The organism is Streptomyces sp. NPDC001781, from assembly GCF_053596035.1.
Genome location: NZ_JBSFFI010000018.1, coordinates 1 through 16,058 on the forward strand (window position 1 = coordinate 1; position 16,058 = coordinate 16,058).

Consider the following 16,058-nt stretch of genomic DNA (forward strand, 5'->3'; position numbering starts at 1 on the left):
GGTGCTGTGACCGGAAAGGTTTGCCGGACGCCGCGAGCTTTCCGGTCACAGCACCAGCCTGCGCCTGGTGGCTCCAGGGAGCGGTACCCGGCCCCGCCTCAGGCGATCATCCCCCCGCCGTCCACGAACACAGTCGTCCCGGTGGCGTACCCGTTCCCCGCCAGGAACAGCACCGCCTCCGCCACGTCCGACGCCTCCCCGACCCGCCCGAGCGGCAGCCGCTGCACGGCCGAGGAGTACATGGTGTCCCGAGCCGCAGCATCGAGCCCGTCCCACAGCGGAGTACGGAGGAGCCCCGGCGACACCGCGTTCACCCGAAGCGGTGCTGCCTCCAGTGCCAGCCCTCGTACCAGAGCCTCCAGCGCCGCGTTGATCGCGCTCTGGAGGGCGGAGGCGCGGCCGGGGCGTTGGGAGAGGTAGCCGGAGACGAGGGTGAGGGAGCGGGTGGGACGGACGGCGCGGGCGATGCGGTACGCGCCCCAGAACTTGCTGTCCATCGCCGCGTACGCGTCCTCGAGCGGCAGGGTGTCGACGCGGCCCATCGGGGTCTCGCCCGCCGTGACCACGACGTGGTCGAACTCGCCGGCCGAGGCTGCGAACTCGGCCACCTCGTCGTCGGAGCGGATGTCGAGGGTCTGGCCGGTGACCGGGCCGGCGAGGCCGGACAGGGCCGCCACCGCCTCGTCGATCCGCTGGGGGTTGCGGGAGACGATGACCGTGTCCGCGCCCTGGGCCGCGAACTCGCGGGCGGAGGCCAGGCCGACCCCCGAGGTGCCGCCGACGACAAGGACGCGCTGGTCCGCGTATGCGTTCATGACTGTTTCCGCTCCTGGAGGTTGGTCTGGTCGCCGGACCGCGTCCGGGCGAAGCCGGCGCGGTCCAGTTCGGTCACCTGGACGGAGATGTCGCAGGCCGTCTCGCGCAGGGTGGCCGGGAAGAACTCCGTCAGTACCGCGAGGGCCGCCTCGCTGATGGCGGCGCGTGCCTCGGCGGACTTGCCGGCGAACGTCCTGATGTCGAGGTTCACGAAGGACTGCTCGTAGCTGCCGTCCCCGATGAGGAACCGGTCCATCGGGACCGCGCGGCTCTTGAAGTCCTGGAGGCGGAAACCGCCCGCCTCCACGAGGGTGTTGTGGAGTTTGCCGAACACGGCCGCCGGAACGACGTCGTCGCGGACGTTGCCGGAGTATTCGAGTACGAGGTGAGGCATGACGCTCCCAGGTGTTCAGTGGGCCTCGGCCGGCTGACGGTCGACGGGCGCGGGCACCGGCCGGGGCTTGCGCGGGCCGAAGGTGCTGAGTCCCGCGCTGACCACGAGCGCGGCCACCGCCGCGACAAGGGACGCCCGCAGCCCGGTCAGGAAGTGCCCGGAGGACGCCTGTCCCACGAGCAGTCCCATCACGGCCACCCCGATGAGCCCGCCCAGCTGGCGCGAGGCGTTGAGGACTCCGGAGGCGATGCCCGCGTTGGCGGGGTCCACCGAGCCGAGCATGGCGTTGGTCATGGACGGCACCACCAGGCCGATCCCGAACCCGGCGACCACGAACTGCACCGCCATCCGCACGTACGCGTCCGAACCGACGACCGGGATCGTGGCCAGGTAGCCGACGGCGGCCAGCAGGTTGCCGGTGATCAGCACCGACCGGGCGCCGTACTTCCTGACCAGCGGGCCGCAGGACAGGTTGGCGATCATGATGGCGGCGGTCATGGGCAGGAACGCCAGGCCCGCCGTGATCGGCGAGTAGTCCCAGACCTGCTGGAAGAACAGGCTGAAGACGAAGATCAGGCCGTAGAAGGCGAAGTTGAGCAGGACGCCGATGAGCGAGGTCGCGGAGAACGCGTGCCGGCGGAACAGGTGCAGCGGCAGCATCGGGTCGTGGGTACGGCGTTCGGCGGCGAAGAAGCCGGCCAGGGCGAGCACGAAGACGACCAGGCAGGTCAGCACGGTGGCCGAGGTCCAGCCCCGCGCGTTCGCCTCCACGATCGCCCCGGTCAGCGCGCCCAGGCCGACGACGGCCAGGAGCTGGCCCGGCAGGTCCAGCGAGCGGGCCACGGAGACGTCACGGGCGGGCGCCGGGCGGGCGTAGGCGCGGACCAGGACGATGCCGAGCGCTGCGATCGGGACGTTGACGAAGAAGATCGAGCGCCAGCCGAGCGCGTCCACCAGCAGGCCGCCGACCACCGGGCCGAGGGCCAGCGCGAGGCCGCCGGCCGCCGCCCACAGACTCACCGCGCGGGTGCGCTCGTGGGGGTCGGGAAAGTTGGTGTTCACGATGGACAGCGACGACGGCACGATCATCGCGGCGCCCACGCCCTGGAGGACCCGGGCGGCGATCAGCGCGACCAGCGTGGGGGCGGCGCCGCAGATCAGCGACGTCACGGCGAAGAGCGCGAAGCCCCACATGAAGATCTGCTTGGGGTCGTAGCGGTCGCCCATGGCGCCGGCGGTCAGCAGGAAGGCGGCGAAGGTGAGGGTGTAGCCGTTGATCACCCACTCCAGGCCGGAGAGGCTGCCGCCGAACTCGGCGCCGAGGGCCTTGGTGGCGACGTTCACGACGCTGACGTCGAGGATGACGACGACGAAACCGAGGCATGCCGCGAACAGGGTCAGTCCTGGGCGGGCCTTGTGCGGTGAGGTCTGGGGCACGGGTCTTCCTTCCATGCGTGCCGTGGCGGGCGCGGGGGAGGCCGGGGTCCGGGAGCAGGGCGGTAGGCCACCGGCTCCGGTAGACTGTTCGTCGATGAGCGAACAGTCAGAGTGTACGCAGATCATCGAACACTCTGCAATCCGTACGCGCCCGGTGGGTACGGATCGAGTGAGACGGGACGGAGCGATCAGCCATGGCGGCACACAACCCTCGGCAGCAGGACGCGGCGAGCCACCGCACCCCGCCGGTGCACACAGCCCCGGACGAGGTCGCGCTGGAGACGGCCCTGCTCGCCCTCGCCGACCCCGTACGGCAGACCCTGGTGAGGGAGTTGGCCGGCGCCGCGGACTGGGAGCGGTCCTGCGGGAGCTTCGACGTACCGGTCACCAAGGCCACCCTGAGCCGCCACTTCTCGGTCCTGCGCGAGGCCGGGCTGCTGGAGCAGCGCGACGCCGGCGCGAAGCGGCTCAACCGGCTGCGCAAGCCGGAGTTCGACGCCCGGTTCCCCGGCCTGCTGGACCTGGTGCTCGGTCACGCCGCCCCCTGAGGGCGCACGGCCCGGTCGTGCAGCCCCTTCGCCACGTCCAGTACCAGGGAGCGGTCCGAGGCAGGGGTGCCGAAGGCGAGCACCGGGCTGAACGTGCCATCCAGTGTGCCCAGATGGAGGACCAGGCCGTAGTTGGCGCCGGTGCGGTTCACGATGGTCCGGTAGCCGCTGACCCGTTCCAGGTGCGGGCCGAGAGCCGGATCGGCCACTCCCACGTTCGTCAGGCAGATTCCGGGCGCCGATCCGGCGGCCGCCGTCTCCTCGACCGCGCGCCGGATCGCCGCGTGCGAGCGGACGGGGGGTCGCCAGGCCGCGTCGGCCGACGTCAGAGCGGTACCGTACTCCCTTGCCAGCTCTGTCAGTGGGCCCCGGCCCGGCCGCATGGACACCCGCAGTACGTTGATGAAGCAGCCCACGTCCGGAAGGTCCGCGTACCGCTGCCGCAGTGACACCGCGGTGAACATGCCGACCTCGAAACGGCCGGTGGCCTCCGCGTAGGACTCGGCGAGCGCGGCGGCGAAGAACTGGTTGACCGTCACGCCCTGTCGCTTGCACCACGCCTTGAGAGCGAGGCTCTCCGGCCGGGTGAGCGCGCACGGGACGAAGTCGGCGCCGCGCTCCGGCCATGGGCGATGTTCCGCGAACGGCAGTCGCCCGGACGGAGGCGGGACGAAGTCTCGTCCCGCCGGTGGCCGGTAGGTGAGGCGGTCCGCGTCCGGCGGCAGCCTTCGTACGTCGTACGGGCTGGGCTCCGACGGGGGAAACAGGGCGTCCAGCAGCGCCCTGATCACCGCGCCCGTCGAATGCCCGTCGGAGATCGCGTGGTTGCGGGTGAAGTACAGGTGTGTCGCCCCGGCCCGCGCATCGCTCACGGCGTGCAGTCGCCACAGGGGCCCGTCGGTCTCCAGGATCTCGTTCAGTTCGCGTCGCAGCACGTCGTCGGGGGAGTCGGGCGGGGCCAGCGTGGAGTGGCGGATCTGGCCGGGCAGCACGCCGGGACCCCGGGCGAACCACAGGGTGCCTGCGCGCTCCTCGATGCGCAAGGACAGCAGGGGCAGTTCACCCGCCCACTGCTCGACAGCCCGGTGCAGCGGCGCGGGGGCGATGTCCTCGCGCACCGTCACCTGCGTGGTGACCTGCGTCGTGCCGCGCATGAGCGCGTGGGTGTACGCGAACGCCGCCTCCCCGTCCGAGAGTTCGCGCACCGCGTTCACGACGACCACGCCAGCGGGTGGGAGAGCCGGACACCGTGACTGGTGAAGTCCAGGGTGACCCGGTCGCCGTCGGCCGTGCGGAAGCCGCCGTGGAAGCTGCTCCGGTCGGCGCCGAGGTAGACGTAGTGCACCCGGCCGGGGTGGTGCAGGGCGCGGTAGGCGAAGAGGCGGGACATCAGGGCCGGCAACTCGTAGTGCAGGGCGTCGGAGCCGGTGGTGAAGGTGCCCTTCCACGCCGGGGCGCCGTCCCGCTCGATCGTCGCCTCGCCGGTCACCGAGCGCGGCGGCTCGCCGAGGTGCAGCCAGGGCGCCACCCCGGCATCGCACAGCTTGGCGTACGACAGGTGCCCGGCGTGCTGCTTGAAGCGGCCGATGTCGGTGAGATCGTTGCCGAAGGTGTAGCCCGCGTACCTCGGCACGCCCCGGCTGTCTCCCACGAGGACCAGGACGACCTCGGCCTCCTCGCAGACGTGGACGGCGTCGGCGGGTACGCAGAGGGGTTCGCCGGGGACCTTCAGGGCATCGCCGAGGCCCTTGACGAACCAGTTGGGCTGTTCGGGGACCTCGGCGTCCACCTTCACGTTGTGCGTCATCATGAAGCCGCTGACCAGCGCGTCCCCCAGGTGCGCGGGGAGCAGCGGCGGAAGCATCCGCACCTCGTCGCGGTCGGCCTCGACCGGGGCGCGGTCGCGGGTCAGCCGGTCGAGCAGGGCCTCGGTCGTGCCGTCCGAGGCGGAGGCCAGGGCGGCCAGGGTCTCACCGCCCAGCGGGTACAGGCGCAGCGGAGACCCCGGCTCGGGCAGGCCGAGGCCGAAGTGGCGCTCGCCCGCGTGGACGCATTCGAAGACCACCGTCATGGTGGACACCTCCTTGAGAGGTCACGGCCCGTACGGGCCAGGTCGGACAGGGGGCGGTACGGGCTCGGTCAGTCCATGAGGATCTCGACGAGGACGGGCTTGCCGTGCTCCTTGATGTGGGCCACGGCCTCCCGCACGGTCGGCTCCACGGCCTCGATCCGTTCCACTCTGGGCAGGGCGTGCACGCCGTAGGACTCGGCCAGGGTGACGAAGTCGACCGGCTGGTCGTAGAAGCTGGTGGCGATGTGCGCGCGGCCGGTGTCCCGGTCGCGGTTGTCCGCGATGCGCTCGGCGTGCTGGGTGGAGTTCAGGTAGAGCCGGTTGTTCATGACGATCACCAGGAGCGGTACGTCGTAGGCGGCCAGTGTCCACAGGGCGCTCGGGGTGTAGAGGAAGTCGCCGTCGGCCTGGAGGTCGACGCAGAGCGTGCCGTCGCCCTGGTGGGCGAGCGCCGCCCCGACCGAGGCGCCCAGGCCGTAGCCGAGACCGCCGCCGCCGTTGAGGCCGAGATAGCTGCCGGGGCGCTCCAGCGGCCAGAGCTTCTTCACCCAGCCGTCGATGGTGAGGCTGCCGGTGTTGGTGAGCACCCACTCCTCGTCCCGCACCGCGCGGTGGATCTCCTGGACGGCCGTGGACACCTGGATGTGCTCCCGGTCCCGCGCCTCGTCCGCCTGGCGCGCCCACTCGGCCCGCGCCTCGGTGTGCAGCGCGGAGAGGGCCTTGACCCGCTCCTCCCGGCGCTCGATGAACTCGGCTGCCGTGAAGGGCCCTTCGGGATCCGCGGCCACCTCGCGCAGCGCGGCCACGGACTGGCCGGTGTCGGCGGCCACGGCGAGGCTCACCGGGACGAACTGCTGGTAGTCGGCGGCCCACTTGCTGGTGAGCAGCTCGTTGAAGCCGAGGGTGACGACCTCGGCGCCGTTCGCCGGCAACCCCTCGTCGGTAAGGGGGAGGAAGGAGCCCAGCGCGCCGACGAGATCCTGCACCTCCAGCGCGATCACCAGGTCGGCCGCGTCCAGCAGGCCGGTGTTGCTGACGTTGAGCTGGTGGGTGTTGGGGAAGTTCATCCGGTTGCCCCGGTCCACCACGGCGAGACCGAGCGCGTCGGCGAGCGCGACCAGCGGCGCGACCGTCTCCGGATCACGGCCGGAGAAGTCCACGATCAGTACCGGTAGCCGGGCCTCGCGCAGCCGTCCCACGAGGTGGTCCAGCTCGCTGCCGCCGAGCGCGGGAAGCCGGGTCGGTCCGGTGGCGGCCGCGGGCAGCAGCCGGACGCCCTCGGCCAGTTCCTGCTCCTGGACGTCGAAGTCGAGCGCCACGAACACCGGCGCCTGCAATGGGGTGTTCATCAGCTTGAAGGCACGGTAGAGCGACTCGACGGTGGCCCGCTGCCCGATGGGCTGGTCGCACCACTTCACATAGTCCTTGACGACGGACTCGATGTTCTGCGAGGTGTGGATCCAGTCGATCCACGGCCGCCGCTTGCCCGCGTCCACGGGCCCGTTGCCGCCGAGCACGAACAGCGGGACGCGGTCGCACCAGGCGTTGAAGACGGCCATCGAGGCGTGCAGCAGACCGACGTTGGCGTGCACGAACACGGCCATGTGCCCACCGCTCGCCTTGTGGTAGCCGTGCGCCAGTGCCACCGCGATCTCCTCGTGGCACGCCATCACGATGTCGGGTGCCTCGGAAGCGTGGACCAGGGAGTCGTGGACACCGCGGAAGGACGCGCCGGGGTTGAAGGCGACCTTGTCGATGCCCTGCTGGTTGAGGAACTCGACCAGCAGGTCGGAGAAGTAGGACGTCGTCATGCGTGATCCTTCGTACGGTTCATGTGTGCGCGTGGGGGCGGGCGGCGACCGGGCGCCAGACCGGGTCGCCCTCGGTGCGGTGCGCCGTCGCGAAGCGGGCGGCGAGGTCGGTGAGGGCGAGTCCGAAGCCGGGCCCGGGCGGCGGGGCGACGGTGTTGGTGCGCCGGTCCACGGCCGGGCGGGGTGCCACGACCATCTCCGGGAAGAACAGGTCGGACTGGCCGGCCTCGACGGTGAGGGCGTCCGGGTGGGCGAAGGCCAGGGCGCGGCCCGCGTTGATCAGCGGTCCGATCTCGGCGACCTGCACCCCGACCTGGAACGCCAGTCCCGCGCTGCGGGCGAGGCCGATCAGCCGGTTCGCGGTCACCGGTCCGCCGTTCTTGGACACGCGGACGTTGAAGGCGTCGCACGCCCCGGCCGCGATCGCCTGCTCGGCGTCCTTCGGCGTGCAGACCGACTCGTCCAGCATCACGCGCGGCCCGTTGCGACCCCGCAGCCTGGCCAGCTCGGACCAGGAGCCCTTGGCCAGCGGCTCCTCCACCCAGTCGGCACCGGCGTTGTGCAGCGCCTCCATGTGGCCTGGAGCCTCTTCGGGCGACCAGCTCATGTTGGCGTCCACCATCACCGGTACCAGGTCGCCCAGCCGGGCCCGGATCGCGGCCACGGTGCGGACATCGCGCCGGATGTCGTCGGCCGCCTTGATCTTGACGAAGTGGAACGGGCCCCGGGTGTCCAGGAATTCGTCCACATCGAGACTGAGATCGAGGACCTGGGACACCGGGAGAGCCGGGGGAGTGGGTGTGTCTCCGCCCGGTACCAGCGCTGAAGCGCAGGAGCCCAGTCGTCGACCCAGCAGGTCGAGCAGCGCCGTCTCCAGCAGGCAGAGCAGGTTGCCCCCGCCCCGCAGGCCGAACGTGCCGGCAACTCCCGAACGAAGCAACTCGGCGAGCAGAACGGCGGGTTCGGTCGATCGCAGCCGGGCGAACACCGCGTCCAGCGGCACCTCCCGCAGCGCAGCCGTCACCGAGTCGCTGGTCTCACCGGTGACATAGGCCCGGGGCGCGCACTCTCCGAGCCCGGTCGCACCGCCCACCGTCAGCCGCAGCATGAGACTGTCGGAGGCGGAGCGGCGCTTGGCCGGGTGGTCGAAGCCGACCGCCATGGGCAGCTCGACCCGGTACAGCGTGGCGCCGGCCGGTTCAGGCATCGCGCTTCAGCCCTTGGAGCAGGGTGAAGGTGGACGCCCAGTCCACCAGCCGGGCCCGGACGTCGGTGTAGAAGAGGTAGTGCTTGTCGGTGGCGAACTGGATCAGCGCGCCGTGCGAGCCGGTCATCCGGCGGAAGGTGGCGCGGGCGTCGTCCAGGTCCACGATCGGGTCGCCGACCCCGGAGACGTAGGCCGCCGGCACCGGGGGAAGCGGCCGGTCGGAGCGCATGTAGAGCGACTCCAGGGCGAGCAGCACGCCTCTGGAGCGGCGGGTCAGGGCGCGGGCCGCGAGGTCGTCGTTGTCGATGAAGTGCCGGTGGCGGACCTCGTCGGTGAAGTCCTCCGACCGCAGGCCCGCGTCCCACAGCTCCGTGCCCGACTCCGAGGCCAGGGCGTGCCGTTGGTCTTCGTCCAGGGTGGCGTGCAGCTTGCCCAGCCAGGTTGAGCAGAAGATCGCCGCGTCGTAGCGGGTGGTGAGGTCCGGGTGGTGCATCAGCGCCGCCATGAAGGAGCCGCCCAGGCAGTGCCCGAACAGGGAGAGCGGCACCTCGTCGCCGATGGCGGCGCGCACATGCTCCAGGGCCGTGATGTAGTCCCGCAGCACGGTGTCCGCGTCGGGGAGGTCCTGGCGGTCGCCGCCGCTGATGCCGGAGCCCCGGCGGTCCAGCACGTAGAAGGCGATGTCGTTGTCCGCGAACTGCGGGCCGACCTCCCACAGCCAGCCCGCGTGCGACTGGAGTCCGTGGAAGTAGAACACCGCTCCCTTGACCGGGCCGCGCGGGCGCCACAGGTGCAGTGCCAACTCGGCGCCGTCGACCGGGATACCGGCTATCTCGCGGCGGATGTTCTGCGGTGGCCTCTTGGTCTCGATCACGTCCGGTTCCCTTCGGTCAGCGTCGGGTGAGCGCGGCGACGAAGTCGACGTCCCGCTGGAACGGCTTGTACTTGTACTGGGTGGCGTTGCCCTGCTGGCGACGGCTCTCGACGTAGGCGGCGATGGCGTCGTGAGGCACGGTGACTACCTCCAGCGCGCCGAGCCGTCCGCTGTCCCGCTTGGAGGCGTACTCGATGTTGATCCCGTGCAGCGCGGCGTCCACCGCCTCGGACAGCTTCGCGTCCAGCGACGCGGACGGCTCGGGGACCTCCGCGACGACGACGTAGTACGGCGGCTCCGCCCAGCGCGGGCCGCACATGAACAGTCCGGTGCCCAGTCCGTGGGCGGCGAGGCCGCGCTGGATGGCGCCGGTCACCTGGGACTCGGTGATCTTCTCGCCGGTGAAGGAGTGGAAGATGCCGTCCCGGTGGACGAAGTGCACCCAGGGAGTGCCGTCCACGATCCGGTCCACGTGGTACACGTCACCGGTCCACAGGCGGTAGAGGCCGTTGCCCTGCGTCATGATCAGGTGGTAGTCACGGTCCGGCTCCACCTCGTCGAACAGCAGCGTCTCCACCTGCTCGCCGGCCGCGACCAGATCGCCGAGCGGCACCTCGGCCGGCACGAACTCGAAGAAGGCCTGCCCCACCGCGAGCGGCTGGCTGTGCAGCGAGTCGTCCACCGGGATGGTGGTGACCCCCTCGGTGCCGCAGCTCATGAACGGCAGCCTGGCCACCTGGGGAAGCACCGCCTCCAGCTTGGCCGCGTACAGCCCGGCCGACGCGGAGAGCCAGCAGGTGAAGAGCGTGAGCGAGGGCCACACGTCCTTGAGGCTGAAGTCCCGGTTCAGCAGGACCTTTTCGAGCCTGCGGGCGCCCTCCGCGTCGGGCTCCGTGTACGGGCGGCCCTCCAGCGTCCCGTCCCGCACGTCCCGTACCAGCCGGTCGCCGTGCTGGGCCAGCAGTTCCCGCAGCGAGATCAGGGTGCTGGGGTTGATCGACGAGATGTAGTGCAGGTCCTTGCCGATCAGGTGCCGGATGCGGTGGTACATACGGCCCTCGTGGCCGCTGGGCACCTCGGGCCCGAACCAGGGGGACTCGTACCAGGGCGGGTTCCAGTCCTGGCTGTTGATCTGCGGGTGCCGGTTGCTGATCGCCTGGTGGCCGATGCCGTGCACGAAGTCGAACACGTCCTCGCGCACGGTCTGCGTGTCCAGCGTCGCCCAGGGATGGGCCAGCAGCTCCGGGTGGTACTCCAGGTACGTGCCCCACATCGCCTTCATCGCGGGGATGCGGTAGGTGAGCAGCCAGTGCAGGGTGTACGGCACCAGCTTGGGCACCCCGGTGGTGCCGCTCGTCTTCAGCCAGCGCAGCACCGGGCTGCAGGTCAGGGTGCCGCCCTTGGTCCGGGTCTCCCGCTGGATCTCGGGCACGAAGTCGTCGTAGCGCATCACGGGGAGCAGCGAGCGGAAGCGGTCCGGGTCGTCGGCGACGGCCGAGTAGCCCTTCTCCCGCCAGTGCACCGAACCCGCGCTCATGTCGATGACGTCCTCCAGCACCCGGCGCTGGGCCAGGGCCGGCTGCTTGAGGTCGGTCAGCAGGGCGTCCCGTGCCTGGCGGCACTCCTTGGCGAACGGGTCCCGGCGGGCCTGCCAGTGTTTCTGCCAGTGAGGTATGTCCACAGTCGCTCCTGAGGAAGCCTGAAGAAGGTGGAAGTGGTCACAGGGCCGGACAGGAGGATCAGCGGTCGATGTACGCCATCATCCGGTCGTTGTACCTGGGTCCCGCGACCGCGTCGGCGCGCACGGCGACCTCGATCTCGGCGAGCGTGTCGGCGTCGAGGCGGACCTCGGCGGCACGGGTGTTCTCCTCCAGATAGGTGCGCCGCTTGGTGCCGGGGATCGGCACGATGTCGTCGCCCTGGTGCAGCACCCAGGCGATGGCGAGCTGGGCCGGGGTGAGGCCGTGGCGTGCGGCGACTTCGCTGATCTTCCGGGCGATCGACGTGTTCTGGTCGTAGTTGGCGCCCTGGAGGCGGGGGTCGTGGTGGCGGAAGTCGTCCTCCGGGTACTCCTCGGCACGCCGGACACCGCCGGTGAGGAAGCCCCGGCCCAGCGGACAGAAGCCGACCAGGCCGATGCCCAGTTCGCGCAGCACCGGCAGGACCCCGTCCTCCAGGTTCCGCTCCCACACCGAGTACTCGCTCTGCACCACGGACAGGGGGTGCACGGCGTGGGCGCGGCGGATGGTGCGCTCGCCCACCTCGCACAGGCCCAGGTGGCGGACCTTGCCCTGCTGCACCAGGCCGGCCATGGCGCCGACCACGTCCTCGATCGGCACCCTCGGGTCCAGGCGGTGCTGGTAGAGGACGTCGATGTAGTCGGTGCCGAGACGCTTCAGGGACGCCTCGACCACCTCCACGATGTGCTCCGGCCGGCTGTCGGCCTCGGCGGTCGTGCCGTCCTTCAGCTTCATCGGAAAGCCGAACTTGGTCGCGATCACGGCCTGTTCGCGGCGTCCGGCGAGCGCCTGGCCGAGCAGCACCTCGTTGTCGTACGGCCCGTACGCCTCCGCGGTGTCGAACAGGGAGTACCCGAGATCCAGCGCACGGTGGATGGTCGCCACCGACTCCCGGTCGTCCGGGGTGCCGTACCACTGGCTCATCCCCATGCAGCCCAGGCCCAGTTCGGAGACCTTCAGTCCCCGGCGGCCCAGCTCGCGCGTCTTCAGCATGCCTACTCCTCGCATCTGACGATCCCCGCCGGCAGGCGTTCCCGGCGGCTGGCGACGCAACTGAAGCACAATCATGTACTGGAGTTCAATAGACGACTGCGGTCGAGTGATCACCCTGTCGTACGGCGGATGAACGTCGCGCACCCGACGGGTCATCGTCACGTAAAACCCTTTGAACTGCGGGAGTTGGAGATCGCAGGTGGCGGCGGGTGTGTGATGCCGCTGTAACGACGACTTCATCATCGAGACCCCGGCACAAGTTTGTTCTTCGGTATAGATTTGAACCACCGACTGGGGGAGGAGACTTGTGATGACCACTGGGGAACCGATCGCGATCATCGGCATGGGATGCAGATTTCCGGGGGCGGCCGGGGTCGAGGAGTTCTGGGCCCTGCTGGAGTGCAACACCGACGCGGTGATCCCGGTACCGGCGGACCGGTTCGACGTCGGGGCCTGGTACGCCCCCGAGCCCGGCACGCCGGACCGGCTGATCTCGCGGCACGGCGGGTTCCTGGACGGGCTGCACGAATTCGACGCCGGTTTCTTCGGCATCTCACCCCGTGAGGCCCGCACCATGGACCCGCAGCAACGGCTGCTGCTGCACACCGTCTGGGAGGCGTTCGAGGACGCCGGGGTGCCGCCGTCCACGGTCCGGGGGAGCGCCGGCGGGGTGTTCGTCGGACAGGCCACCGCCGAGTACGCCGACGCCGCCGGGCGGTCCGTCGCCGGCGACGTACGGGCGATGGCGGGCGGCCGGCTGCGGGCCGTCACCTCCGGCCGGGTCTCGTACGCCTTCGACCTGCGCGGACCCAGCGTGGTGCTGGACACCGCCTGCTCGTCCTCCCTGGTCGCCGTGCACAACGCGCGGCAGAGCCTGCTCACCGGCGAGTGCGACCTCGCCGTGGCCGCCGGGGTCAACGCCGTGCTGTCACCCACCGACGCGGTCGCCTACTCACAGGGCCGGATGCTGTCGCCGGACGGCCGCTGCAAGTTCGGCGACAGCTCGGCCGACGGGTTCGTGCGCAGCGAGGGCGTGGGCGTGGTCCTCCTCAAGCGGCTCTCCGACGCCCTCGCGGACGGCGACCCGGTCCGCGCCCTCCTGCTCGGCAGCGCGGTCACCAACGACGGTGACGGCAGCGGCCTGCTGCTCCAGCCCGCCGTCTCCGGCCAGGCCGCCATGCTCCGCACGGCCTGGCGCAGCGCCGGAGTGGACCACGTGGACTACGTCGAGGCCCACGGCACCGGCACCACCGTCGGGGACGGGGTCGAACTGCGGGCGCTGACCGAGGTGCTGAACGGCCTGGGCCACTCCGGCGCGCCCGTTCCGGTGGGGTCCGTGAAGACCAACATCGGCCATGCCGAGGCCGCCGCCGGGATCGCCGGGCTCATCAAGGCCGTGCTCGTCGCCGAGCACCGCACGATCCCCGCCTCGCTCCACCTCACCGCGCCGCAGGACCGGCTCACCGACGCCCCCGTGGCCGTGGCCGACCGCAACACCGCGCTGCGGCCCAAGGGAGAGCGGGCCGTGCTCGGCGTCAGCTCCTTCGGTATCTCGGGCACCAACGCCCACGCGGTGATCGGCGAGTTCGTGCCCGAGCCGCGCCCCGCCGCACCGGCCGCCGAAGCCGGCCCGCACCTGCTCGTGCTCAGCGCCCGCACCCCCGAGGCCCTGCGCCGGCTCGCCCTGCGCCACGCGGCCCATCTCGCCCCCGAGGGCCCCGGCCGTCGGTACTCACTGGGCGACATCTGCCGCTCCGCCGCCACCGGCCGCGACCACCACCCCTTCCGCCTCTGGGCGGTCGGCGACACCCATGACGCCCTGGCCGATGTACTGCGCGCCCTGGCCGATGGCCGCCCGACCCCGGACGGCGGACTGCACGAGGCCGGTTTCGACGGCCCCCGCGAGGTCGCCTTCGTCTTTCCCGGCCAGGGCTCGCAGTGGCCCGGCATGGGCCGCGAACTCCTGCGCACCTCCGAGGCGTTCCGCACCGCCCTCACCGAGTGCGACGAAGCGGTACGTGCCGAGACGGGCTGGTCGGTGCTCGACCTTCTCCTGGACGACAGCGCCCGGCCGGCCGACGCGGTCGAGCTGGTGCAGCCCGTCCTGTGGGCCATGGAGGTCGCCCTCGCCGCCCACTGGCGCGCCCTCGGCGTCGACCCGGACGTCTGCGTGGGCCACAGCATGGGCGAGGTGGCCGCCGCCTGCGTCGCGGGCGCACTGTCCGTGCGGGACGCCGCGCGTGTCATCTGCCGCCGCAGCGACCTGATGCAACGCCTCGCCGGACGCGGCGCGATGCTCGCCACCGAACTCTCCCCGGACCAGGCCCGCGACCTCGTGACGGCGTACGGCGACAAGGTCTGCGTCGCCGTGGAGAACTCCCCGAGCGCCACCGTCCTGGCCGGTGACCCCGACGTGCTCGCCGACATCGCACGGGAGCTGGAGCGCCGCGAGGTGCTGTGCCGCACGGTCAAGGTCAACGTCGCCTCCCACTCCCCGCTGATGGACGAGATCCGCGACGATCTGCTGATCCGGCTCGCCGAGGTCACGCCCGCCGCGCCGGCCACGCCCATGTTCTCCACCGTCCGCGGCGCCCCCGTCGACGGCGCCGTCCTGGACGCCGGCTACTGGGCGGACAACCTGCGGCAGCGGGTGCGCTTCGCGGACTCCGTACGGCAGGTCGTCCGCGAACGCCGGCCGGTCTTCGTGGAGGTCAGCCCGCATCCGCTGCTCGGCCGGGCGATCGAGGACGTCCAGTCGGACGCGGGGGTCGCGCCCACCGTCGTGACCACGCTGGTCAGGCAGCAGAGTGAGGCCACGGCCACCGCCCGCGCCCTCGGCCGCGCCTACGCCGTGGGCGCCCCGGTCGACTGGCGTCGCCGTTACGGCGACGAGGGCCCGCGCGTACCGCTGCCCTCCTACGCCTGGGACACCGAGGAGTACCGCGCCGCGCCCGCGCCCGCCGTACCGGACGGCCTCGGGGAACGCCGGGTCAGGCTCTCCCGGCTCGGGGTCGCGGCGCTCGGTACGGGCGTGACCGCGCGCGGCGCTTCCCTCGTACCGCCCGTGCTGTACCTCCACGCGGTCGCCGAGACCCTGCGCGACCTGATCGGCGCGGGCCCGGTGGAGCTGCGGGACGTGCGGATCGGCGACGCCCTGCCGTCCCTCGCGGAGGCCCCCGCCACGACGCTGGTGATCGGGCTGGACCAAGGGGCTGACGGAGCCTACGAGTTCCGGGTGACCGCCCTCACCGACGGCTCCGCCGGACCGCTGTCCTGCGTGACCGGCAGGACCCTCGCACGGCCGGGGGCGGACGCGCCCGCGTCCGTCACCCTGGACACCGCGCTCACTCGCTGCACCGAGTACGTGCCCGGCGCCGAGTTCTACCGCCGGGCCGAGGCCCGCGGCTACTCCGTCGCCCCGCCGCTGCGCGCCGTACAGCAGATGTGGCGGCGCGAGGGCGAGGCGGTGGCCCGGCTCCGGATGCCCGCGGGGCACGCCGGAGCCGTGGGCGCCCTGGAGGCCGCGCTCCTGACCATGCCGGCCTCCTGGCCGCATGGCGGCGGCGCCGCCCAGGACACCTATCTGCCGCTCTCCTTCGACCGGGTCCTGCTGGCCGACGAGCCCCCCGGCGAGTTCTGGAGCACGGCCCGGTTCGCGCCGGACGCCGACGGGGAGGGCGGACGGTGCGACGTCGTCCTCACGGGCGCGGACGGCCGTGTGCTGGCCGACTTCGAAGGGATCGCCCTGCTTCGGTCGGAGGGCGCGCCGGTGAGCGTCGCGGAGGTCCCTCGCACCGCGCCGCCCGTACGCCGGGAGACGCCCCCCGTGGCAGACCGGCTCATCATCCACACCGCCACGGTCCTCGGCACCACCGTCGACCGGGTCGACCCCCGGCGCCCGCTGCGTGACCTGGGGCTGGACTCGCTGATGGCGGTTCAGCTCCGGCGCATCCTGAAGCAGGACTTCGGGGTCGAGGTCCCCACCAGCCGGCTCCTGGGCGACGAGAGCGCGGCGGCGATAGCGGCCGGGCTTGCTGGGGCAGGAGCCTGACCGCGCCACCCGCCCACGTGCGGCCGCCCCTTGACGGGGAACGGCCGCACGACGCCGTTCTGGAACCCTGATGTATCGATGCACTACGGTATAGAAAACGTCGTCGCCGTGGACGCG

The 16,058-nt window shown here is 71.7% G+C and carries 12 protein-coding genes; 2 read left to right on the plus strand and 10 right to left on the minus strand.

Annotated elements, in window-relative coordinates; translation table 11 throughout:
- Positions 1-98 precede the first annotated feature (98 nt).
- The 3 genes from ACWCV3_RS18000 to ACWCV3_RS18010 are packed head-to-tail and all read right to left on the minus strand — an operon-like array spanning position 99 to position 2,647.
- On the minus strand, positions 99-815 hold the full coding sequence (locus ACWCV3_RS18000) for an SDR family oxidoreductase (RefSeq protein WP_451224573.1): 717 nt from the start codon (positions 813-815) through the stop codon (positions 99-101).
- On the minus strand, positions 812-1,210 hold the full coding sequence (locus ACWCV3_RS18005) for a 5-carboxymethyl-2-hydroxymuconate Delta-isomerase (RefSeq protein WP_451224575.1): 399 nt from the start codon (positions 1,208-1,210) through the stop codon (positions 812-814). Before ACWCV3_RS18005 ends, ACWCV3_RS18000 begins: the two co-directional genes overlap by 4 nt.
- 15 nt (positions 1,211-1,225) lie before the next feature.
- Positions 1,226-2,647: an MFS transporter gene (locus tag ACWCV3_RS18010; RefSeq protein WP_451224578.1), complete on the minus strand. Its 1,422-nt coding sequence runs from the start codon at positions 2,645-2,647 to the stop codon at positions 1,226-1,228.
- 194 nt (positions 2,648-2,841) lie between these two features.
- Here ACWCV3_RS18010 and ACWCV3_RS18015 point away from each other — a divergent pair, with 194 nt between their 5' ends.
- Complete coding sequence (locus ACWCV3_RS18015; RefSeq protein ID WP_451224581.1) at positions 2,842-3,195, plus strand: ArsR/SmtB family transcription factor; 354 nt, start codon at positions 2,842-2,844, stop codon at positions 3,193-3,195.
- Here the strand turns inward: ACWCV3_RS18015 and ACWCV3_RS18020 are convergent.
- From ACWCV3_RS18020 to ACWCV3_RS18050, 7 genes are all read right to left on the minus strand, one after another.
- On the minus strand, positions 3,180-4,409 hold the full coding sequence (locus ACWCV3_RS18020; RefSeq protein WP_451224584.1) for a hypothetical protein: 1,230 nt from the start codon (positions 4,407-4,409) through the stop codon (positions 3,180-3,182). The two genes, ACWCV3_RS18015 and ACWCV3_RS18020, sit on opposite strands and share 16 nt — an antisense overlap.
- Positions 4,406-5,266 (minus strand): FAH family protein, encoded by an 861-nt coding sequence (locus ACWCV3_RS18025; RefSeq protein WP_451224586.1) that lies wholly within the window; start codon positions 5,264-5,266, stop codon positions 4,406-4,408. Before ACWCV3_RS18025 ends, ACWCV3_RS18020 begins: the two co-directional genes overlap by 4 nt.
- 68 nt (positions 5,267-5,334) lie before the next feature.
- Complete coding sequence (locus ACWCV3_RS18030; RefSeq protein ID WP_451224589.1) at positions 5,335-7,077, minus strand: thiamine pyrophosphate-binding protein; 1,743 nt, start codon at positions 7,075-7,077, stop codon at positions 5,335-5,337.
- Positions 7,078-7,096: 19 nt separating this feature from the next.
- The gene (locus ACWCV3_RS18035; protein WP_451224592.1) at positions 7,097-8,284 is read right to left on the minus strand and encodes an enolase C-terminal domain-like protein; all 1,188 of its coding nucleotides are present in this window, start codon (positions 8,282-8,284) and stop codon (positions 7,097-7,099) included.
- Positions 8,277-9,158, minus strand: coding sequence for an alpha/beta hydrolase (locus tag ACWCV3_RS18040; protein WP_451224593.1), 882 nt, complete (start codon positions 9,156-9,158; stop codon positions 8,277-8,279). Before ACWCV3_RS18040 ends, ACWCV3_RS18035 begins: the two co-directional genes overlap by 8 nt.
- A gap of 16 nt (positions 9,159-9,174) precedes the next feature.
- The gene (locus ACWCV3_RS18045) at positions 9,175-10,839 is read right to left on the minus strand and encodes a GH3 family domain-containing protein (protein WP_451224596.1); all 1,665 of its coding nucleotides are present in this window, start codon (positions 10,837-10,839) and stop codon (positions 9,175-9,177) included.
- Positions 10,840-10,897: 58 nt separating this feature from the next.
- Entirely contained in the window at positions 10,898-11,890 is a 993-nt protein-coding gene (locus ACWCV3_RS18050; protein WP_451224599.1) for an aldo/keto reductase, read from the minus strand.
- Positions 11,891-12,200: 310 nt separating this feature from the next.
- On the opposite strand from ACWCV3_RS18050, the gene ACWCV3_RS18055 reads away from it, so the two are divergent.
- Positions 12,201-15,941: a type I polyketide synthase gene (locus tag ACWCV3_RS18055; protein ID WP_451224602.1), complete on the plus strand. Its 3,741-nt coding sequence runs from the start codon at positions 12,201-12,203 to the stop codon at positions 15,939-15,941.
- The last annotated feature ends 117 nt before the right edge of the window (positions 15,942-16,058 follow it).